The sequence below is a fragment of the Empedobacter sp. UBA5036 genome (genome assembly GCF_002415215.1).
Classification (GTDB): Bacteria; Bacteroidota; Bacteroidia; order Flavobacteriales; family Weeksellaceae; genus Empedobacter; species Empedobacter falsenii_B.
In genome coordinates this window covers 15535-37569 of the sequence record NZ_DICC01000022.1, presented here as the reverse complement: position 1 = coordinate 37569, position 22035 = coordinate 15535, and the positions used below count along the sequence as shown (strand labels likewise).

Below are 22035 nucleotides of genomic sequence, written 5' to 3'. Positions count from 1 at the left end.
ATTAATTTTCCTCTACTCAGAAATAATCAAAGTGGTTGGTACATTGGAAATCCAAATGCTTTTCGTTTCGATAAGGTTTTTCCAGCTTTCCATACTAATCATCATCAAATCCATTTCATCCAAAAACTCTTTATCCAATTGTTGTTTGTACGAAAGACTAATATGATTTGGAGCAATATTTTCGATACTACGAATAATTTCTTTTACTTCTGAATGACGTTTCGTGTAACCGCTTACGTCTACAATAATAATTTGAGATTCGCTATTTGATATTAAACGTTGTGCATATTTCAGTAAATCGGCATCTTTATTTCCAAAAAGAGGAAGAAAAACTTTCTCCGCTTTAGTAAAATTTTTGTCCAAAACAATTCCAACAGGAACTGTTGATTTGTTCAATAATTGTTTCGTTCTTTCGTTGAAAATTGAATGATCAAACATGTTTTCTTTTCCAGTAACTTGACCAATCAAAATATCTGGATCGATAATTTTTGTCGTAAATCCTAAAATATTTCCTAATAACGAACCCGAATAAATAGAATTTCTAACACCCATCAACATTAAATCGTAATCACCTTTTTGTGCAATATCAATTGTCTCAAAAACCATATCTGTAGAAACTTTGAACATTGTCGTTACATCTTGATGTAATTCTTTGGAAACCTCAATAATCGGTTCGAAAATTTCTGCTTCTCTATCTTCAAGATTGAAATGTTGCACTTCGCTACTTTTCATCACATGAATTGCCGAAACAAGTGAGTTTTCGTCTTGTTTTTTGATAAAGCTATTAGCTATTCGTAACAATTCAGCACCTTTTTCAGGTGTTTGAAAATCAATTAAAATTTTATATTTCTGACTTTGACTAATTTCAGAAAGTTCATTTTCTGTTTTTTGTTTGCGGAAAATCCAATTGATTAAATCCAAAGCTGGACCTGTCATAAAAGTTGTGACCAAAGCCATTATCACCATCATAGCGAAAACTTCTGGTGTTAAAACTCCTAAATCATATCCAATGTTTAGCACGACTAATTCCATCAAACCTCGTGTATTCATTAAGGCACCAATGGTCAAACTGTCTCTCCAGTTTTGTCCAACAAATTTAGCGGCTACTGCACTTCCAACAAATTTTCCTGTTACAGCTACCAAAATAATCATTCCCGCAGTTTGCCATAAATGTGGACTATCTAATAATCCAATTTGTGTTCTTAAACCTGTAAAAACAAAGAACAGCGGAAGTAATAAAACCAATGAAACATCTTCTATTTTTTCGATGAATAAATTTCTAAATTTCACATTTTCAGGCATAATTGTTCCAGCTAAAAAAGCTCCAAATAATGCATGAATTCCTATGATTTCACTTAAGTATGAAGAAATAATTAAGACCAAGAAAAAGATTCCAATGATAGGTTTTGTAAGCGTTGTTTTGCTCGAATGTACGTCTGCAATTCTCTTTAGGAAAGGACGAACGAAACGAACCATCGCGATAACGTAAACAATTGCCAGTAAAATCACATAGATAGAACTGATGAATGAACCAGCTTTTACAATGGCGATAACCGCAGCTAATAAACACCAAGCTGTGATATCGTCGGCAGCAGCACAAGTAATTACAATAGAACCTAAACGTGTTTTGCTAATTCCGCGTTCTTGTACAATTCGTGCCAAAACCGGAAAGGCTGTAATACTCATCGAAATTCCGATAAACAGGGCGAATGATAGAAAATTAATTCCTTCTGGCGCGAATTCCATGTAAATTAATCCAGCTAAAGCTAAACCAAGTGTAAATGGAATAATGATACTTGCGTGGCTAATAACAATCGCGTCTTGTGCATTTTTCTTTAGCACTTTCAGGTCTAATTCCATTCCGATAACATACATGAATAGAATCAAACCGATTTGACTGATAAATTCTAAGTTTCCTAACGATTCTTTTGGAAAAAGATCTCCGAAAAATTCTGGGAAATGCATTCCTATAAAAGAAGGACCAAGGAAAATACCTGCAATAATTTCTCCAATTACAGTTGGTTGTCCAATTTTATTAAAAATCCATCCAAAAACTCTTGCGGTAAATATAATGGTCACAATTTGTGCTAATAAAATAGCAAGAGGGTGTCCAATATTGTGTGTAATACTGTTGATGAAATCATTGAAGTAATTGCTTCCATTTGCAGCATGAACAACATGTTTTCCAGCTTCCATTTCTTCTGCTTTAATCACAATAAAATACATCATGATTGAACAAAGTAGAATGGTTATTATATAAAAAATAGAATTTCTTGTCGATTTTTTCATGGCGTTAATTTTCAACAAAAGTCAGAAATTAATTTACAGAAAAATATCAATATTTTTTAAACTTGAGTAAAATGTAATGAAATGGATTTTTTTTGTAATCAAATTGAAATTTGAGCAATAAAATTAGCTTTGTAAACTTCACTTAACACCAAATTAATTTCTTTATTTTCTTTTGATAAAACATCTAAAGTAACGTTGTCTGAGTGGAAATATTTGATGTGATGTAAGCTGATTATTTCTCGTTTATTGATACGAACAAAATCTTTTTCGGGTAACATTTCTGATAATGCATCGAGTGTGATATTTTTCAAAATCAAGAATGATAAATCTTGATAATAAACCACTTTATCACGGCTGTCAACGGTAGAAGTTGTAATGTACAAAATTTGATTAAACTGCAACAAAATTTTTCCTTTATCCGAATTTAATTGTACAAAATTATTTGGCGTCGAAAAACTATTTTGCAAACGTTTTTTTACTTTGTCAACAGCTTGTTGTAAACGCTCTTTTTTGATTGGTTTTTGAATATAATCTGTCGCATCTAAATCAAAAGCATCAACAGCATATCCCTTATAAGCAGTGGAAAAAATAAACGGTTTTTCTTTTAATAAATTAGCGATTTGTAAACCATTTATTTTAGGCATTTCGATGTCTAAAATACAAAAGTCAAAATCTAAGTTTTCAATTTCGTTAATGAATAATTCAGGATCAACATAAGCTTTCACAACTTCTATGTCCTCCATTTGTTCACACAACATTTTCAGGTATTTTAACCCAAGAATTTCGTCGTCAATTAGTATGCATTTTAGTGTAAAACTCATGTAGATTTATTTTTAAGTTGGCTACAAAAATATCCTGTTCAATAGTTTTAGAAAGTGAAAAATCGTCGTCGTAAACCATTTTCAAGCGATGTTCTAAGGATTGACTTCCATGTCCGCCAGTTTCTTTTTTTAAACTATTTTTTGGTGAAATTTTATTCATTACCTGAATTTGAAATGATTTATTATTCAGTTCAAGCAAAATTTTTATAAATGAATTGGCTTGTTGAAAGTCGGTATGTTTGAAAGCATTTTCAATAAAATCAATACTTAATAAAGGTAAAATAATTTTTTCTTGATAATAAGGTGAAGTTTCATCAATTTTCGTTTTAACTTGAAAATCAAACAAAGGCGAAACTTTTACTTTATTAATTTCAATAAAGTTTTTAGTGAAATCTATTTCATCTTTTATCGTCACAAAATTGTCTTTGCTTTCGTACAAAATATAATCCAACACATTTGCCAATTTATCAATCGTATAATAGGTTTGATAAGCATTTGACTGAATAGAATTAAGTATGTTTTTGAATAAATGAGGATTCAGTTTAGCTTCGTATGACTCCAATTTTAACTCATCAACTTTTGTAGATAAATTGTCTAAACGTTGCGTTTGCTCATGACTTATTTTTTTCTCAGATTTTAATGAATGGATTAAATATGTAATCATAATGATTAGAAAAATAATCAATGCAATAATGAGATAAAGTAATATGGTAGGAAGTTGAATCATGCGAAAAATTCTAACTCAAAGATAGAATAATTTATGAATAAAAAAATCCAGAAAGTAGAACCTTCTGGATTTTTAGAAATATGGTGAAAGAAATTATTAAGCGTAATATTTTGCTTTTAATTCTTTTACTTTTGGATCATCTAAGAATTCATCATACGTCATATAACGATCGATGATTCCGTTTGGAGTTAACTCGATAATACGGTTACAAGTTGTTTGAATCAATTCGTGGTCATGAGAACCCATTAAAATTGTTCCTTTGAAATTAACCAAAGAATTATTCAATGCTGTAATCGATTCTAAGTCTAAGTGACCTGTTGGCTCGTCTAACAATAATACGTTTGCACGTAATAACATCATGCGAGAGAACATACAACGCATTTTTTCACCTCCTGATAAAACAGAAGATTTTTTAAGAGCTTCGTCTCCAGAGAATAACATTTTCCCTAAGAAACCACGCATAAATTCTTCGTGACGTTCATCGTCTGATTCTGTATATTGACGTAACCAATCAACCAAGTTGATATCTTCTTTGAAGAAATCTGTATTATCTAAAGGTAAATACGCTTGTGTTGTTGTAATTCCCCAAGTAAAATCTCCAGAATCTGGCTGAGCTTTTCCTGAAAGAATTTCGAAAAATTGAGAAACTGCTTTCGAGTTACGAGAGAAAATACCAATTTTATCACCTTTTTTCAAGTTGATGTTCGCATCTTTAAATAAAACTTCTCCATCTACAGAAGCAGATAAATTGTTTACTTCTAAGATTTGATCACCAGCCTCACGCGATTGTTCCCAGATAAGTGCTGGATATCGACGAGAAGAAGGTTTGATATCTTCGATATTTAATTTCTCGATCATTTTTTTACGAGAAGTCGTTTGTTTTGCTTTAGCAACGTTAGAAGAGAAACGAGCAATGAAATCTTGTAATTCCTTTTTCTTTTCTTCTGCTTTTTTGTTTTGTTGCGCACGTTGTTTTGCAGCTAACTGAGAAGACTCGTACCAGAATGTGTAGTTACCAGAATATAGGTTTAATTTAGAGAAATCTAAATCACAAATATGCGTACAAACTGCGTCTAAGAAGTGACGGTCGTGCGATACAACGATTACAGTATTCTCGAAATTACCTAAGAAATCCTCTAACCATTGAATTGTATTAACGTCCAATTCGTTGGTAGGCTCATCTAAGATTAACACGTCAGGATTTCCAAATAAAGCTTGAGCAATCAAAATACGAACTTTCGCTTTATTATCTAAATCTCCCATTAATGAATAATGCATATCCGAATCAATTCCTACATTCGATAATAATGTAGCAGCATCAGATTCTGCATTCCATCCGTTCATTTCTTCATAAACGACACCTAATTCTCCTGCTTTGATACCATCTTCTTCAGAAAAATCTGGTTTAGCATATAAAGCATCCATACGTTCTTTAATATCGTATAATACTTTATTTCCACGTAAAACAGTATCCAATACTGTATATTCGTCATATTTGAAGTGATTCTGTTCTAAAACAGACATACGTTTTCCTTTTTCAAGACTAACTTGTCCTGAAGTTGGATCGATTTCACCTGATAATATTTTTAAGAAAGTAGATTTTCCTGCTCCATTGGCACCAATTATCCCGTAACAGTTGCCATTTGTAAATTTTATATTAACTTCGTCGAAAAGTACACGCTTGCCGAATTGAAGCGATAAATTAGAAACATTTAACATAATTTTTGGTATGATGTTTGTTTGACCTTCCGGCAAAGTTACAAATTTTAATTGGAATAAAATAAAGTGCAGAAAGAAGTTACGATTAAGAATAAACGTGCAAGGTTTGAGTATGAATTATTAGATTCTTACGAAGCCGGCATCCAATTATTTGGGACTGAAATAAAATCTATCCGAATGGGAAAAGCTTCGATTACCGAAAGTTTTTGTCAAATGAAGGATGGAGAACTCTATATTGTTAATATGTTTATTGACGAATATGATTGGGGAACATACTTTAATCATAAAACGAGACGAGACAGAAAACTTTTATTACAAAAATCTGAGTTGCGAAAATTGGAACGCAAAACGAAAGAGACAGGATTGACAATTGTAGCAACCACGCTGTTTATAAACAATAAAGGGTTGGCAAAATTGAAGATATATTTGGCAAAAGGGAAGAAACTTTTTGACAAAAGAAACACAATAAAAGGAAAAGATTTGAAAAGAGATTTGGATAGAATGATAAAGAATTCTTAAATTTGTCTTATAATTGTATAAAAATTAAGTAAAATTTAATATATTTAAAACGCTAAATATTTGATAATGAAAAAGTTTAATCTATTATTATCTGCAGTAGTATTATTCCTAGCGGGTAATTCTTTTGTAGATGCTCAGAATTCTAAGAATCCTTGGGCAATTACAGTTGGTGCTCACGCAGTTGATCACAACTCGATCACTGGACCATTCAACCAGTATTTCAAAACAGATAATTGGGATATCGTTCCTCCTTTATCTAAATTATCTATCATCCGTAACTTAAACAGATCTTTTGATGTTGATTTAACTGCTTCAGTAGGTGAAGTTGATAACAACAGATTACGTATCAAAGATGAATTATTCATCAATGCTGGTTTAGGTTTACGTTATAAGTTAGCTAATGGTTATATCTTAAAAGAAGATTCTTGGTTTGATCCATATATCCGTGTAGGTGCTGGTTACCACAGATACGACTACACAGGATTACAATTTCCATTAACAGCTTACTATGGTAATGGTGATGGTAATGAAACTTACCAATTAACAGAAGTTGAAGATTTAGAGAAAAATCACTTTGTAGCTTCTTTAGGTGCTGGATTTAACTTATGGTTTACTAAAAACTTTGGTTTAAACGTTGCTTCTGATTACAACTGGTTACCAGCTTACGGAGGAAACAATTATTTCGATTTCTTCCAACACACAGTAGGTGTTACTTTCCGTTTCGGAAAACAAGATAGAGATGGTGATGGTATTCCTGATGACGAAGATGCATGTCCAGATACTCCAGGTATCGCTACAAATGATCCATCTACAAACGGATGTCCAGATACAGATGGTGATGGAATCTTTGATAAAGATGATGCTTGTCCAACAGAATTTGGTTTAGCTGAATTCCAAGGTTGTCCAGATACAGATGGTGATGGTGTTCCAGATAAAGATGATGCTTGTCCTACAGTTGCAGGTCCAGTAGAAAATAATGGATGTCCTTGGCCAGATACAGATGGTGATGGAATCTTTGATAAAGATGATGCTTGTCCAACAGAATTTGGTTTAGCTGAATTCCAAGGTTGTCCAGATACAGATGGTGATGGTGTTCCAGATAAAGATGATGCTTGTCCAACAGTAAAAGGACCAAAAGAAAATAATGGATGTCCATGGACAGAAGTTCACGTAGCAAAACGTTTATCTAATATTTTATTCGAATACAACTCTGATAAAATTGTTCCTTCTTCTTACGAAGATGTACGTGTAGCTGCTCAAATTTTAAATTCTGATGATTTAAAAGAAAAAAGCTTCTACATTGACGGACATGCTGACCAAAGAGGTAAAGACGCTTATAACAAAACATTATCTTTAAAACGTGCTCAAGCGTTAGTTAATATTTTAGTTGAAAGAGGTGGAGTGGATAAAGCTCGTTTAACTGCTCGTGGTTTAGGAAAATCTCAATTGTTATGTACTGAAAACACTGAAGAGTGTTACCAAAGAAACAGACGTGTTGAGGTATTACCTAGAACAGCTGTAGTAACTGAAACAAAAGTTATCAAAAAAACAGCTACAAAAAAGAAATAATAATTCTTTGAATAGCTTACAATAGAAATAGCCACCTCATTGAGGTGGCTATTTTATTTTTATGAAATTAGGATTAAAATTATTTCTTTCTAAAAACCAATATAATGATGCAACCAGCTGTAAAAATAGATAACAAATAGCCAATCCAAGAAAGTAACGGCATATCCAAAACTATGGGACGAACAGTCGTATTCGCAAGCATACTTGCTCCAATTCCAAAAGCTAAAGTAAGAATAGCTAAAACAAGTTTATTGATACTATCTTTTATTAATTTCTGAATATTATCTATTTGGTCAATCTTGAAGTTTAAAGCCAATTTATCATTGTTTACTTTTTCAATTAATTTTAAGGTGTCTTCTGGCAAATCGTTGATTAAATCCTGAATATCTTTAAAATTATCAATTGCTTTTTTACTCAAATATTTTGGATGAAATTTTTGTCGAGCTAATTTTACTGCATAAGGGCGCATCGAACGTTGCACATTAAGATCAGCGTGTAATTGTTGTCCAATTCCTTCTATAAGTGCAATACCGCGTAGTAAAATATAAACATATTCGGGTAATAAAACATGATTTCGCTGTAGAATATTATTAAATTTTTTGATGACGATTTGAACTTCTATCGTGTCAACAGTATTGTATTCTAAGTAATCAAAAATATCTGCAATATCACGTTCCAATTGTTTATCGTTTTCGATATAATGTTTAATCGCCATTTTTTTGAGTGAACGAACAATACGTTTCGGATTTTTTAATCCAAAATCAATCACAACATTTTCTAAAGCTTCTTTTTCGTTGATGGCTAGAATTCCCATCGAACCAAAATCAATAAAAGCTAAACGTCCATCTTTTAAAATAAAAATATTTCCTGGATGTGGATCAGCATGAAAAAATCCATCATCAAGCAATTGTTTCAAATAAATATCAAAACCTTTCTGTACGATTTTTTTTGGGTCAAGTCCCAAAGCTTCTAATTGCTCAACATCGTTTACTTTAAAACCTTCGATAAATTCCATACAAAGAAAATTATTGTTGGAATAATCTTCATATGTTTTCGGAACATAAACATCTTTACTATTCTCAAAGTTTTTTCTGAAACGTTCGATGTTCTGAAATTCATTGGTTAATGAAAGTTCTTTCAGAATTGAATTTTCAAATGATTTTTCGATTTCAGAAATGAATAATTTTTGAAGTTTCTCATATTTTTTTTCCAAAAAATGAACAATATCTCGAATCAGAGCTAAATCAGACTCAATTATTTTCTGAATATTAGATCGTTTTACTTTGAACACAACTTTTTCTCCATTCAATAAAGTTGCGCGATAAACTTGCGAAATACTTGCTGCCGCAAACGGTTGTTCTTCTATAAAAAGAAAATGCTCGTCAGGCTCAATTCCAAATTCGTCTCTAATTTTTTGTTTGATGTCAATTTCTTCTGGAGGAACATTATCTTGTAATTTTTTTAATTCTTCTACCAAAGATTCAGGAACCAAATCTTTTCGATTACTCAATAATTGTCCAAATTTTATATAAGTAGGACCAAGTTCTTCCAAAGCCATTCGGAAACGTTGATTGAATGATTGGTTGAAAAATTCGTTGTTTTGGTCAGAATGAAACAAATCATTTCCGCGAGAAAGAATTTCTTCGAAACCATATTTAGAAACGACTTTTACGATTTTAGAAAATCGTTTTATTTTCTTTAGACTATCCATAAAGTTGAGATTCGATTACAAGTTACGAATAAACAAGTGTGTAATTTCTTTATAAAATCTTAAATTTCTTTGAGTTGAATCTAAAATTATTCCAAATATTAAAATATAATTGTTTATCTTTGCACTCGCTAAAATGGTTTAGGAATCAAGCGATTAATTATTAAGTTAAACATCTCTCGGTCATTTATTTGCATTTGAAGATTCCGAAATAAAATAGATTGAGATACAAATTTTTAGAATTATGTCTAAAGAAACAAAACAAGAGGAGGTACAAGAAGTTGTATTAAACACTCCAGTATTAGATGCGTCTGCTAATGCAAACGTAGCGCCAGAATCATTTGATTGGGAATCTTTCGAATCAGGATTAAACGAAGAAGATCGTAAAGAAAAAGCTGAATTAGAGCAAATGTACGATACAACTTTAGAAGACTTACATGAGAATGAAGTATTCAAAGGACAAGTTGTACGTATTACAGATAAAGAAGCTATCGTTGACATCAACTTCAAATCAGAAGGTGTTATTTCATTAAACGAATTCCGTTACAACTCAGACTTGAAAGTTGGGGATATCGTTGAAGTAATGGTTGATCAACGTGAAGATAAAAATGGTCAATTAATTTTATCTCACAAAAAAGCTCGTACATTAAATGCATGGGATGCTGTTAATAAAGCACACGATTCTCAAGAAATCGTTAACGGTTACATCAAAGCTCGTACTAAAGGTGGTATGATCGTTGACGTATTCGGAATTGAAGCTTTCTTACCAGGTTCTCAAATCGATGTTAAACCAATCCGTGATTACGAACAATTCGTAGGAAAAACTATGGAGTTCAAAGTTGTTAAAATCAACCCAGAATTCAAAAACGTAGTAGTTTCTCACAAAGCGTTAATCGAGGCTGATATCGAAGTTCAGAAAAAAGAAATCGTTGCTCAATTAGAGAAAGGACAAGTATTAGAAGGTGAAGTTAAAAACATCACATCTTACGGTGTATTCGTAGACTTAGGAGGTGTTGACGGTTTAATCCACATCACTGACTTATCTTGGTCTCGTATCAACCACCCATCTGAAATCTTAGAAGATGGGCAAAAAATCAACGTTGTAATCTTAGATTTCGACGAAGATAAATCTCGTATCCAATTAGGTATTAAGCAATTAGAGGCTCACCCATGGGATGCTTTAGATGCTGATATCAAAGTTGGTGATAAAGTTAAAGGAAAAGTAGTTGTTTTAGCTGACTACGGTGCATTCGTTGAGGTTGCTCCAGGTGTAGAAGGTTTAATCCACGTTTCTGAAATGTCATGGTCTACTCACTTACGTTCTGCTCAAGATTTCGTAAAAGTAGGTGATGAGGTTGAAGCAGTAGTTTTAACTTTAGATAGAGAAGAAAGAAAAATGTCTTTAGGTATCAAACAATTAACTCCAGATCCTTGGACAGATATTACAACTAAATACCCTGTAGGTTCTACTCACAAAGGTAAAGTTCGTAACTTCACTAACTTCGGTGTATTCGTAGAATTAGAAGAAGGTGTTGACGGATTAATCTACATCTCTGACTTATCTTGGACGAAGAAAATCAAACACCCATCAGAATTCTGTGCAGTTGATGATATCTTAGACGTAGTAGTGTTAGAATTAGACGTAGAAGCTCGTCGTTTATCTTTAGGTCACAAACAATTAACTGAAAACCCATGGGATCAGTACGAAGCTAAATATGCTGTAGGTACAGTTCACACAGGTAAAGCAGTTGACGTATTTGACAAAGGTGCTACAGTACAATTCGAAGATGCTGACGTTGAAGCTTTCGCTCCAGCTCGTACATTAGAGAAAGAAGACGGATCTCGTATCAAAAAAGGTGAAGAAACATCTTTCAAAGTTATCGAATTCAACAAAGAATTCCGTCGTGTAGTAGTTTCTCACACAGCAACTTTCCGTGAGGAAGAAGTTAAAGCTGAGAGATCATCTAACAATAATAACAACAATTCATCTAACACAATCGAAACTTCTACTTTAGGAGATATCGATTCATTAGCAGAATTGAAAAAGAAAATGGAAGAAGGAGGAAACTAATTCTCTAACCGAAATTTTTTAAAATAATAGAAAGGCTACTCATTTTTTGAGTAGCCTTTTCTTTTGAATAATGATGTTGTTTTATAGAATTAAAATGAATTTAATTTATAGTTTAAAATCATATCAAGAATAACGTACAATTTTTGATATATTTTTTGAATATTATTCAAAATAGTCTTAATTTTGCAGTCGAAATGGAAAAAATAGAATTTAATTTAGATGCTACCGATTTGAAAATCATGCGATTAATGCAAGATAATGCACGTATCAACAATGCAGACATCGCAAGAGAATTGGGAATGGCACCTTCTGGAATATTAGAACGTGTGAAAAAGCTTGAAAATAAACAAGTTATTTTGGCTTATCACGCAAAAATAAATCCAGTGGCAGTTGGACAAAAATTACTTTCGTATATGTTTATCAAAACCGTAGATATTATCGGTGATGAAACAGTAGGAAGACAACTTGCCGAAATTCCAGAAGTTTTAGAGGTTCATGATATTGCTGGAGAAGATGGTTATCTAATCAAAGTGAGAACTTCTGATAACGAAGGTTTGGTAGAATTGATGCGCAAACATTTGAGTAAAATTGGCGGAATCACTTCTACGCGTACAACTATAGTTTTACAAACAATAAAAGAAGAACAAAATATCGTTATACCAACGATTTAAAATAGAGATTGAATGAAAGTGAATCAACCAAGTAAGTGGCTGATTATTGCAGCGTATTTCGTGGTTTATGTAGTTTGGGGATCAACTTATTTTTTTATAGATAAGGCTTTGCATGGTTTTAGTCCGTTTATTTTGGGTTCGTTTCGCTTTATTGCGGCGAGCACAATGTTGATGGGATATTGTAAGCTGAAAGGTTACAAGCTATGGGATAAACAAATTGTGAAACAATGTATGTTTACAGGGTTTATGTTGTTGTTTATTGATATGGCTGGGATTATTTGGTCCGAACAATTTTTGCCAAGTGGAATTGTTGCAATTATGGCAGCATCGGCAGCAATTTGGTTTATTGTGTTAGATAAACCGAAATGGAAACAAAATTTTTCAAGTATTCCTACGATTTTAGGTGTTCTGTTAGGCTTTGTTGGCGTTTTGATGTTGTTTTATGAGCAAACAACCACTGTGCACGCAGATGCTGATCAACAATTCTTAAATATGATTGGGTTGATTGTTCTTATCTTTTGTTCGATTGCTTGGACGTTAGGTTCTTTGTATTCAAAATATGTAACAGAAAAGCAGAAAAAAGAAGTTACGAAACCAAAAGAAGATTTGAACATCATGGTCAAAACGGCTTGGCAAATGATTACTGCTGGAGTTTTGTTTAATACAGTTGCAATCTTCAATGGAGAATATGCTAATTTTAATTTTGCGAATGTAGCGACAGAAGATTGGATGGCAATGGCTTATTTAACAACTTTTGGCTCTATTCTTGCTTTCGGATCATATGTTTGGTTGTTGCAATACCGACCAGCTGTGGAAGTTTCTACTTATGCATATGTAAACCCTATTGTAGCCGTTGCATTGAGTTATTTTTTTACAGATGATGTCGTAACTCATTTGCAAATTTACGGTTTGGCAGTAATTTTGTTCAGTGTTTTATTAATGAACTGGAATCTTTATAAAAACACAAAATTAGTTCAGAAAATTCTGCATTTTGTTTCTCGTAAACATTATGCGCATTAAATATTATGATGATTATTAATAAGAAAGCTTCTCGATTTCGAGAAGCTTTTTTTGTATTATTGAGTTTTAAAATTAATAATTAATTCATTGTTGTCTAATTTTAATGGGTAGCCATCTTCTGATTTGAAACCATTTGAAATTACAAATTCATATTCTTTAGTTGGAGTTAATTCCATAGTTATTACGAATGTAGTGTTATCATTAGAGAAATTGATTTTTGTAAACTTAGGACTATACTCTTTTCCTTTTTTTGAGAATCTTATTGAATATTCTTTTGGATTCATTGGTTTAGAAAATATAATTTTAAATTCTTTGATAGATGAATCTATATTTGTTGAACCATTTTCGAAAGGCTCAATTTTTATGATATAAGGTTGTTTTTTTTCGTATTCTTTTATTAATTGATCTTTATCAAAACCTTCTTCGTAAAAACCAGATTTTCTTAGAAAATTTTCAACTTCTTTTTCATCTTGATAATTCAGTTCAATAATATCTTTTATCGCTTGTTTTTTATTTTTAGCTTGATTGTAATATGATTTACATATTTCATATCCAATAAAATATCCCAGATCAGCAGCTTCACCCTTTTGTCCTCCATTGTATAACCAATTTGAAAAATCATCTATAAACATCTCTTCTTTAAATTGTTTTTTCAAATCATCGAAGTGCTGTTTTCCATAAAAAATATATTGTTTTTCAATTGGTTCTCCTAAAACAAGCTCTGTAATAAAATCGCACGAACCTTCTTTTAGGGTATGGTGTAATAATGAGTTGTTTTCATTTGGTTTTTGTTGTGTGTGTACATATTCATGAATATTTAGTGAAATAATATTATCAAGTGATTGCTTCGCAAAAACATTTTTTAGCCAATCATTTTCAAATTCTGAAACATCTGTTTTTGGAATTCCTGTAGCGATTTCAGAACCAACTAAAACCATATTTTCATATAAAGTTCCACCTGAACGCAAGCCACCAATTGTAAAATACATTTCTCCTTCTTTTAGCTCAGGATATAGTTTTTTTAGTTTTTTTACAGCTTTAGTTAATTCTTTTGTTTTATTTTTTATGGTAAGTGTATTAGGTCTAATAGAATTCCAAAACTTAGGATAATTATCAATAAGTTTAATATAAAGAGTATCATTATAATCTCTTACTTTCATAAAGGATTTTAAACCTTTTGTCCCTTTATCAATGTATAAAGTATTAATGAATTTTATTTTTTGTGAATAATTATTTGTAGTTTGAATACTATCAAAAGCTATCCAGAAATTATCTATATCAGAAGTGTAAATTTTATTAGCTATTGAATTTTGTCCAAATGAAATACTCGTAAGAATAAAAAATATTAAAGCTAAAGTTTTATTTTGCATATTGTGTTTTTATATGAGATGTCAATTTAATCAAAAAGTTACAAAATGATTCAAAAAAAAAAGCAGCTCTTCTCAGAACTGCTTTTGTATATTGTGATGAATTATTTCTTACAATTTAGTACATTTTACAATTTCCAAACCGTATTGCGTCGTATGTGGTTCTTCTAAAGTGCGTGTAATCAAATTCATTTTTTGGATGCCTAAATCTTTGATGATTTGAGAGCCAATTCCGTGATCTTTTTCATCGGCTGGTAAAACACCTGATTTAGATTTTCCTTCAGAAAAACTTTTGAAAATCTCTAATTTTTGTTCAATCAACTCAGAACTTTGAATGTTATTAATAAAAATTACAACACCTTTTTCTTCTTCATTGATGATGTTCATTGTTTTTTCTAACAATGGTGTTTCGCCGTTTTGTAAAGCGCTAAACAAATCATAGTAGCTATTTGTCGATTTTACACGAACTGGAACTACATCATCTTTTGTCCATTTTCCTTTTTTCAAAGCGAAGTGAACTTGATTATTTGTTGTTTGTTGATAAGCGATTAATTCATATTCTCCGAATCTTGTTTTTGCAGGAAATTGCTCGATACGTTTTACCAAGGATTCATTTTCTAATCGGTAAGCAATCAAATCTTCAATCGAAACAATTTTAAGATCAAATTTCTTTGCAATCTCTAACAATTCTGGCAAGCGAGCCATTTCTCCATCTTCTTTCAAGATTTCGACAATACATCCAGCAGGATAATATCCTGCCATGCGTGCCAAATCAACAGCAGCTTCTGTATGTCCCATTCGAACCAAAACTCCACCATCTTTTGCAATTAATGGGAAAATATGTCCTGGTTTTCCTAAATCATCTGGATTTGTATTTTCGTCAATTAAAGCTTGAATAGTTTTAGAACGATCAGAAGCCGAAATTCCTGTCGTACATCCGTGACCTTGTAGATCCACAGAAACCGTAAAATTAGTTTCGTAAATTGCAGTATTGTGCCCAACCATAAGGTCCAAACCTAATGCTTTACATCTTTGTTGTGTAAGTGGTGTACAAACTAATCCGCGTCCGTGCGTAACCATAAAGTTAATAACTTCTGGCGTTGCAAATTCGGCGATACATAGGAAATCTCCTTCATTTTCACGATCTTCATCGTCAACTACAATGATAACTTTTCCTTGTTTTAAATCTTCTAAAGCTTCTTCAATTGTGTTTAATTGAGATGATCTATTTTCCATTGTTTTATGTTATTGATAACGAGAATGCTCCTCGTTTTTGTTTGTTTTCTTAAACTTATTAAAGTATTTTACAATTGGATCAACGTAAATACTGATATCAAATAATCCAGAATCTTGATTGGCTTTGTAACTAAACAAAATAGAGAACGGAAGCGCAATAATATTAGCTGCCCAAGCGGCAAAAGTTGGATCTAATTTTCCGTTTTTCGCCATATTTTCTGCCGAGAAATTAAGAATGAAATAAATAACGAAAATGATAATTGAGATGACAACTGGCATTCCAATTCCTCCTTTTTTTACGATTGCACCTAATGATGATCCAATCAAAAAGAAAATAATACATGTTACTGCATACGAGAAATTTCGTTGGTAATGAATATTTACTTTTGAATATAACTTTTCTCTGTTTACAATTTCTTGTTCAGAAAACGTCATATTTTCTTGATCACGATTTACCATTTGTATAGCTTGATTAAGCACTTGATCTTGTTCTTGACGATTTCGCTCTTTCAAGTCAAAAATCATATTTGTTTTTACCGTATCAATATCTTTTATTTTGATTGAATAGAAATAGTTTTGATTAAACATATTCGTTTTCAAATCTTTGTAATACTTCTTATAATCTGTGTTTAATGAATCGATAAGATGTCTTAAACCTTTTCCGTCCAAATATTTATAAGAGTTTCCTGGGTCTTCGTCTTTACCAGAATTTAAAATATCCGAAATGTCAATATAATAGTTTAATGTATCAAATTTAGTATATTGATTTTCTTGACGTTTGCGTTGATCAAAGTTTTTATTTTTGATATTATCGGTATAAGCAATTCCATCAAAAAGTTCCATTTTTAGATAATGATTATCGTTTTTGTCTGGCGCAAGATTTCCTCTTTTAGAAATAATTGTCATCGTATTTTCTCCAAAAGGTGCATTCTGATGTACAAAAACGTCTTCTAATTTTTCTGAATTTTCGCCCGAAACTTTATTAATTTTCATCTGAAATCCGGGAACGGTTTCGATAAAAACACCTTCTTTCATACTTACTGTTGGTTTGGTTTGTAAGATATTGAAGTACATTGTTCGCGCTTTTTGTTGGGAATAAGGCATCACTTTGTCTCCGAAAAAATACAATCCAATAGACATTAAAGCGACTAACGTAAACAATGGAGCAAGGATTCTGGTAAGTGAGATTCCAGATGCTTTCATTGCTGCTAATTCGTATCTTTCTCCAAAACCTCCCATGGTCATAATAGACCCTAAAAGAATTGTAAGCGGTAATACAAGCTGAATAACGTTAATTCCTAACCAAAAAAGTAATTCGGTAATAGTGTACCATTCTAAACCTTTTCCAACAAATTTTTCCATTTGTTGCCATGCAAATTGCACGATAAAGATGAAAAATAGAACACTAAATATGAAAAAAAATGGACCTAAAAAGGTCTTGATTATATACCAGTCAAGTTTTTTTAACATTGATTATAATTGAGTAATCATATAGCCTTGCGACTTATATTTCTTTTGGTCAAAGTTAAAGTAACTTTTGTGAATAAGTAAATTTTGAACGTAATCTTTTACAACGATTGATGTTGTATCGCCATTTTTACCATATTCTTTGTAATCGTAGATTTCATTATTCGCTGTATTCACTCCTAAAACCGAATATTTGATTGTAGAAGTTTTAGTTGGCGTTAATTTTATATACTGAATTGTTTTTCCTCCAACCGTTTTTTTATCTGTTAAGGCGTAGCTGAAATCAGTACGATATGTGTTTAAAACTTTAGTTGGTGTTAAGAAATCATCTGTGTTAGATGCATCAGAAATAGTTACTTCTTTGTCATCTTTTGCAATTGTATATAATTTAGTTCCTGTGAAAATTTGGTTGATATCGCCTACATTCAAGTTAAATTTTTGTTTCATTGCAAAAACTTCTCCCGAACGACTTGTTGATTTTCCATTTGCATTATGGCTAAAATCAAATTTGATGTAATACGAGTTTGCGTTGGTATATTTAGCGTAAACTTTGTCTAAGATTTGTTTTGCTGATTGAGCGTTTAATGTTCCAACCCCTACTAATAAGAGTATGAAAGAATAGATAATCTTTTTCATACAATTTAATTTTCTATCTGTTTTTAATAAATTTTAGTTCAAATTATTCAACAACTGTTCCAAACTCATGTCATCTTGTATCAATACCTGTCTTGCTTTACTTCCTTCGAAAGGACCAACAATTCCAGCAGCTTCCAATTGATCAATTAATCGTCCAGCACGGTTATATCCTAATTTTAATTTTCGTTGTAATAAAGACGCGGAACCTTGTTGATTCATTACAATTAATCGTGCAGCATCTTCAAAAAGTACATCACGATCAGATAAATCAATATCTAAATTAGATCCACCTTCTTCACCAACATATTCTGGTAAATGCATTGCATCTGGATAACCACGTTGTTCACCAATAAATTCGGTGATTTTATCGACTTCTGGTGTATCAACAAACGCACATTGTAAGCGAATTAATTCGTTTCCAGTAGTGTACAACATATCACCTTTACCAATTAATTGATCAGCTCCTTGCGAATCTAAAATTGTTCTCGAATCGATTTTAGACGTTACACGGAAAGCGACACGACCTGGGAAATTGGCTTTGATTGTTCCTGTAATCACATTTACAGACGGACGTTGAGTTGCAACAATCAAGTGAATACCAACGGCACGAGCTAATTGAGCCAAACGAGCAATCGGTAATTCAACTTCTTTACCAGCTGTCATAATCAAATCTGCAAATTCATCCACGATTAATACAATATATGGTAAGAATCTGTGACCTGCTTCTGGATTTAATTTACGTTGTTTGAACTTCGCGTTATATTCTTTGATATTTCGAACGAAAGCATTTTTCAATAATTCGTAACGATCATCCATTTCAATACAAAGTGAATTTAATGTGTTAATTACTTTTGTATTATCTGTGATAATTGCTTCTTCCGAATCTGGTAATTTTGCTAAATAGTGACGCTCTATTTTAGAATATAAAGTAAGCTCAACTTTCTTAGGATCGACCATCACAAACTTTAATTCAGATGGATGTTTTTTATAGATTAACGAAGCAATAATTGCATTCAAACCAACCGATTTACCTTGTCCCGTTGCACCAGCCATCAACAAGTGAGGCATTTTTGCTAAATCGGCAACAAAGGTTTCGTTCGTAATTGTTTTCCCGAAAGCAATTGGTAATTCCATATCAGCATTTTGGAACTTTTGCGAAGCAATTACCGAATGCATGGAAACCATCGAAGGATTAGAATTTGGAACCTCAATACCAATTGTTCCTTTTCCAGGAATCGGCGCAATAATACGAATACCAAGCGCAGCCAAACTTAAGGCAATATCGTCCTCAAGATTTTTGATTTTAGAAATACGAACACCAGCTTTTGGTACAATTTCGTACAATGTAACTGTAGGACCGATTGTTGCAGAAATTTCATCGATTCCGATTCCGTAGTTTGCTAAGGTTTCGACAATTCTATTTTTGTTCGTTTCTAATTCTTTTTGATCAATTAACGTATTTCCGTTGTCATATTTTTTCAATAATGAAATAGGAGGAAATTGATAATTTGGCAAATCTAAACGTTGATTGTATTCACCTTGTTCTTGCACCAATCGAGCAGAAGTTGCTTCAAATTCTTCTTCTTCATCAACGTGTTGAACTTTTAATTCTAATCCATTTTCAGAAGAGTTTTGAGTTGGTTGAATTTCTGTTTCTAAATTTTCTTCATCATTAATTGATAAAAAATCTACTTGATTATTTTCTTCCTCATCATCTGCCAAATCTTCAACCACTAATTCTGTAATATTAAGTGGAGTTTCTTCGATTGTTTCTTCCTCTTTTGGTTGATTAATTTTAAATTCTTGATGAAATGCTTCGTTTGGATTTACTTTATGAGATTGAATTGCTTCTTTCTCTTGTTGTTCTATCAATTCTAATTCTTGCGATAAACTATCTTCTTGTTGCTTTTCAGCATCTTGATTGAATTTATTTATCTTTTCTTGTTCTTCTTTTTCCTTACGTTTTCTTAATTCAAGCTGTTCTCTCTTGATTTTTTCTTGCTCTTTTTCTATGCGCTCAATTTCTTTTTGTTTCGCACGTTCTTCCATTTTTTCTTGGATAGATTGATACGTCATTCGGAAATGAATGACACAATAAATCAATAAACTAACGAAAAGCAATAAAATTACACCCCATTTACCAATAAAGCTATTTAGGAAATCATTAATTTCAAATCCCATTACGCCAGAAAACATGTGTTGAGTTGGTAAAATACAACCAAAAAATATTGGCAACCAAATCATGAAGAAAATGCTTTGATAAAGCGTTGTGAAAGGCTTAATTTTTTTCCAATTTGTAGCAACTTTAACTCCTAAGAGAATAAAGAAGACTGGGACAAAAAATGAAACAATTCCGATTCCTTGCAAAATGAATGTTTCACCTAATAATGCGCCAAACTTCCCGAAAATATTTTCGGCGGTTTGACTTTTATCTAATAAATCAGAGATTTGGCTCTGATCCATAAAACCATTAAAAAAATAAGAAATAAACGAAGCTAATAGTAATAAACCGATTACTAAAAACAGTATACCTATAATTGTTTTGACGATTTGTTTTTTAGGAGTTTTTGGTGTTTCCTGTGTGTTTTTTATAGCCATTTTAAGGTTGAGTATAATTGAAGCAAAAATAATAAATCTAAAAGTACGAATCTAACGAAAAGTATTTAAATTTATATAAAATGATAAAGACTAAGATGATTTAATTTTTTTTTATGATGAATACAGAAAGCCCTTTTTTTATTTTATCCTTATTATTTGGTCTAATATTTATAATTATGGGAATTGTACAATTAATTTTTCCTGCAAAAAATATTAATCCATTATATGGTTATAGGTCAAACTTATCAATGAAAAATATTGAGAATTGGAATTTTGCACAAAAATATTCCAGAAAAATTATGTTTTATTTTGGAGTAATTTTTTTATTAATTGCCTTATCAGGACTTTTATTTGAAATAAATTACATCTTTGCTTCAATTATTTCACTAGGTTGTATGACTACCTTTTGTTTTTTAACATTCGTTTTGACAGAAAAAAAATTAAAAAAAATGAATAGATTTAATTCTTAAAATTATAACCATTATATTTGCCAATAGTATGGAAAATTTTGTTGTTTCAGCCAGAAAATATCGCCCGCTAAATTTTGAAGATGTAGTTGGACAAGCGTCTATTACAAATACTTTGGAGCAAGCGATAAAGTCAAATCAATTGCCACAAGCTCTTTTATTTTGTGGACCAAGAGGTGTTGGAAAAACAACATGTGCTCGAATTTTAGCGCGCAAAATCAACGAAGAAAATGGAGTAGAAGGCGATCAAGATTTTGCTTTCAATATTTTTGAGTTGGATGCGGCATCTAATAATTCGGTTGATGATATCAGAAATTTAATCGATCAAGTACGTATTGTTCCTCAAATTGGGAAATATCGTGTCTACATTATTGATGAGGTTCATATGTTGTCAACAGCTGCTTTCAATGCGTTTCTGAAAACCTTAGAAGAGCCACCAGCGCACGCTATTTTCATTTTGGCAACTACAGAAAAACATAAAATTATTCCTACTATTCTTTCTCGTTGTCAGATTTATGATTTCAAACGAATTGGAGTTGAAGACATCAAAGGGCATTTGAAAAATGTTGCTGAAAAAGAACAAGTAACTTTTGAAGATGATGCATTGCATTTGATTGCTCAAAAAGCAGATGGTGCGTTACGCGATTCTTTATCAATCTTTGATAGAATGTCAACTTTTACCAATAAAAATTTGACCTATTCTTCAGTAGCAGAAAACTTGAATGTATTAGATTACGATTATTACTTCAAGATGACAGACGCGTGTTTGGAAAATGATATTCCGCAAGCGATGTTGCAATTGAATGATATTTTGAACAAAGGTTTTGATGCACATTTATTTATTTGCGGTTTGGGCGCTCATTTCCGAGATTTATTGATGGCGAAAACAGCTAATACAGTAAGTTTGTTGGAAGTTGGTGAGCGTATAAAAGCAAAATATTTGGAGCATGCACAAAAATGTTCAGCAACGTTTTTATTTGGAGCAATTGAAATTTGTAATGAGGCCGATTTAAACTACAAATCGAGTAAGAATCCTCGTTTAACAGTTGAAATTGCATTGATGCAATTGGCTTCGTTAACGGCAGAAGAAAACGGGCTTAAAAAAAAAAGTATAGGATAGTTCCGCCAACGTTTTATTTTTCTGAACTAC

The 22035-nt window shown here is 31.8% G+C and carries 17 protein-coding genes; 7 read left to right on the top strand and 10 right to left on the bottom strand.

Annotated features, from left to right (window positions below):
• Positions 1 to 12 precede the first annotated feature (12 nt).
• From B4J88_RS03940 to B4J88_RS03925, 4 genes are all read right to left on the bottom strand, one after another.
• Entirely contained in the window at positions 13 to 2289 is a 2277-nt protein-coding gene (locus B4J88_RS03940) for a cation:proton antiporter (RefSeq protein WP_291066478.1), read from the bottom strand.
• A 98-nt stretch (positions 2290 to 2387) separates the two neighbouring features.
• Positions 2388 to 3047 carry a LytR/AlgR family response regulator transcription factor gene (locus B4J88_RS03935; RefSeq protein ID WP_244957972.1) on the bottom strand — a complete coding sequence of 220 codons (660 nt, stop codon included), beginning with the start codon at positions 3045 to 3047 and terminating at the stop codon, positions 2388 to 2390.
• Positions 3048 to 3078: 31 nt separating this feature from the next.
• The gene (locus B4J88_RS03930; protein WP_038332654.1) at positions 3079 to 3837 is read right to left on the bottom strand and encodes a sensor histidine kinase; all 759 of its coding nucleotides are present in this window, start codon (positions 3835 to 3837) and stop codon (positions 3079 to 3081) included.
• Between the two features lie 96 nt (positions 3838 to 3933).
• The gene (locus B4J88_RS03925; protein ID WP_115002136.1) at positions 3934 to 5556 is read right to left on the bottom strand and encodes an ABC-F family ATP-binding cassette domain-containing protein; all 1623 of its coding nucleotides are present in this window, start codon (positions 5554 to 5556) and stop codon (positions 3934 to 3936) included.
• 66 nt (positions 5557 to 5622) lie between these two features.
• Here B4J88_RS03925 and smpB point away from each other — a divergent pair, with 66 nt between their 5' ends.
• Complete coding sequence (smpB, locus tag B4J88_RS03920) at positions 5623 to 6075, top strand: SsrA-binding protein SmpB (protein WP_038332657.1); 453 nt, start codon at positions 5623 to 5625, stop codon at positions 6073 to 6075.
• Positions 6076 to 6141: 66 nt separating this feature from the next.
• Positions 6142 to 7644: an OmpA family protein gene (locus B4J88_RS03915; protein WP_291066473.1), complete on the top strand. Its 1503-nt coding sequence runs from the start codon at positions 6142 to 6144 to the stop codon at positions 7642 to 7644.
• Positions 7645 to 7723: 79 nt separating this feature from the next.
• Here B4J88_RS03915 and B4J88_RS03910 read toward each other — a convergent pair whose 3' ends face one another.
• Positions 7724 to 9355, bottom strand: a complete 1632-nt coding sequence (locus tag B4J88_RS03910; protein WP_291066471.1) for an ABC1 kinase family protein — start codon at positions 9353 to 9355, stop codon at positions 7724 to 7726.
• A gap of 241 nt (positions 9356 to 9596) precedes the next feature.
• On the opposite strand from B4J88_RS03910, the gene rpsA reads away from it, so the two are divergent.
• The 3 genes from rpsA to B4J88_RS03895 all read left to right on the top strand — a co-directional run bounded on the left by rpsA (position 9597) and on the right by B4J88_RS03895 (position 13114).
• Positions 9597 to 11423: a 30S ribosomal protein S1 gene (rpsA, locus tag B4J88_RS03905; protein ID WP_115001847.1), complete on the top strand. Its 1827-nt coding sequence runs from the start codon at positions 9597 to 9599 to the stop codon at positions 11421 to 11423.
• A 194-nt stretch (positions 11424 to 11617) separates the two neighbouring features.
• Complete coding sequence (locus B4J88_RS03900) at positions 11618 to 12094, top strand: Lrp/AsnC family transcriptional regulator (protein ID WP_038332665.1); 477 nt, start codon at positions 11618 to 11620, stop codon at positions 12092 to 12094.
• A gap of 12 nt (positions 12095 to 12106) precedes the next feature.
• The gene (locus B4J88_RS03895; RefSeq protein ID WP_291066469.1) at positions 12107 to 13114 is read left to right on the top strand and encodes an EamA family transporter; all 1008 of its coding nucleotides are present in this window, start codon (positions 12107 to 12109) and stop codon (positions 13112 to 13114) included.
• A 56-nt stretch (positions 13115 to 13170) separates the two neighbouring features.
• Here the strand turns inward: B4J88_RS03895 and B4J88_RS03890 are convergent, their stop codons facing one another.
• The 5 genes from B4J88_RS03890 to B4J88_RS03870 all read right to left on the bottom strand — a co-directional run bounded on the left by B4J88_RS03890 (position 13171) and on the right by B4J88_RS03870 (position 20418).
• Positions 13171 to 14484, bottom strand: coding sequence for an Ig-like domain-containing protein (locus B4J88_RS03890; protein WP_219034404.1), 1314 nt, complete (start codon positions 14482 to 14484; stop codon positions 13171 to 13173).
• A gap of 108 nt (positions 14485 to 14592) precedes the next feature.
• On the bottom strand, positions 14593 to 15717 hold the full coding sequence (gene ribB / locus B4J88_RS03885; protein WP_291047230.1) for a 3,4-dihydroxy-2-butanone-4-phosphate synthase: 1125 nt from the start codon (positions 15715 to 15717) through the stop codon (positions 14593 to 14595).
• A 9-nt stretch (positions 15718 to 15726) separates the two neighbouring features.
• Entirely contained in the window at positions 15727 to 17187 is a 1461-nt protein-coding gene (locus tag B4J88_RS03880; RefSeq protein WP_291066467.1) for an LptF/LptG family permease, read from the bottom strand.
• A 3-nt stretch (positions 17188 to 17190) separates the two neighbouring features.
• Entirely contained in the window at positions 17191 to 17820 is a 630-nt protein-coding gene (locus B4J88_RS03875) for a LolA family protein (RefSeq protein WP_038332673.1), read from the bottom strand.
• 33 nt (positions 17821 to 17853) lie between these two features.
• Entirely contained in the window at positions 17854 to 20418 is a 2565-nt protein-coding gene (locus B4J88_RS03870; RefSeq protein ID WP_291066465.1) for an FtsK/SpoIIIE family DNA translocase, read from the bottom strand.
• A gap of 113 nt (positions 20419 to 20531) precedes the next feature.
• On the opposite strand from B4J88_RS03870, the gene B4J88_RS03865 reads away from it, so the two are divergent.
• Positions 20532 to 20888, top strand: a complete 357-nt coding sequence (locus B4J88_RS03865) for an SdpI family protein (protein ID WP_286495544.1) — start codon at positions 20532 to 20534, stop codon at positions 20886 to 20888.
• Positions 20889 to 20916: 28 nt separating this feature from the next.
• Positions 20917 to 22005, top strand: a complete 1089-nt coding sequence (gene dnaX, locus B4J88_RS03860; RefSeq protein ID WP_115001827.1) for a DNA polymerase III subunit gamma/tau — start codon at positions 20917 to 20919, stop codon at positions 22003 to 22005.
• The last annotated feature ends 30 nt before the right edge of the window (positions 22006 to 22035 follow it).

Excerpts from the sequence above, each read along its gene's own strand:
- B4J88_RS03865 (WP_286495544.1), top strand. The coding sequence starts at position 20,532 with ATGATGAATACAGAAAGCCCTTTTTTTATTTTATCCTTATTATTTGGT.
- B4J88_RS03940 (WP_291066478.1), bottom strand. The coding sequence starts at position 2,289 with ATGAAAAAATCGACAAGAAATTCTATTTTTTATATAATAACCATTCTA.
- B4J88_RS03910 (WP_291066471.1), bottom strand. The coding sequence starts at position 9,355 with ATGGATAGTCTAAAGAAAATAAAACGATTTTCTAAAATCGTAAAAGTC.
- rpsA (WP_115001847.1), top strand. The coding sequence starts at position 9,597 with ATGTCTAAAGAAACAAAACAAGAGGAGGTACAAGAAGTTGTATTAAAC.
- B4J88_RS03915 (WP_291066473.1), top strand. The coding sequence starts at position 6,142 with ATGAAAAAGTTTAATCTATTATTATCTGCAGTAGTATTATTCCTAGCG.
- B4J88_RS03875 (WP_038332673.1), bottom strand. The coding sequence starts at position 17,820 with ATGAAAAAGATTATCTATTCTTTCATACTCTTATTAGTAGGGGTTGGA.
- dnaX (WP_115001827.1), top strand. The coding sequence starts at position 20,917 with ATGGAAAATTTTGTTGTTTCAGCCAGAAAATATCGCCCGCTAAATTTT.
- B4J88_RS03895 (WP_291066469.1), top strand. The coding sequence starts at position 12,107 with ATGAAAGTGAATCAACCAAGTAAGTGGCTGATTATTGCAGCGTATTTC.
- B4J88_RS03925 (WP_115002136.1), bottom strand. The coding sequence starts at position 5,556 with ATGTTAAATGTTTCTAATTTATCGCTTCAATTCGGCAAGCGTGTACTT.
- B4J88_RS03870 (WP_291066465.1), bottom strand. The coding sequence starts at position 20,418 with ATGGCTATAAAAAACACACAGGAAACACCAAAAACTCCTAAAAAACAA.
- ribB (WP_291047230.1), bottom strand. The coding sequence starts at position 15,717 with ATGGAAAATAGATCATCTCAATTAAACACAATTGAAGAAGCTTTAGAA.
- B4J88_RS03880 (WP_291066467.1), bottom strand. The coding sequence starts at position 17,187 with ATGTTAAAAAAACTTGACTGGTATATAATCAAGACCTTTTTAGGTCCA.
- B4J88_RS03900 (WP_038332665.1), top strand. The coding sequence starts at position 11,618 with ATGGAAAAAATAGAATTTAATTTAGATGCTACCGATTTGAAAATCATG.
- B4J88_RS03890 (WP_219034404.1), bottom strand. The coding sequence starts at position 14,484 with ATGCAAAATAAAACTTTAGCTTTAATATTTTTTATTCTTACGAGTATT.
- B4J88_RS03935 (WP_244957972.1), bottom strand. The coding sequence starts at position 3,047 with ATGTTGTGTGAACAAATGGAGGACATAGAAGTTGTGAAAGCTTATGTT.
- B4J88_RS03930 (WP_038332654.1), bottom strand. The coding sequence starts at position 3,837 with ATGATTCAACTTCCTACCATATTACTTTATCTCATTATTGCATTGATT.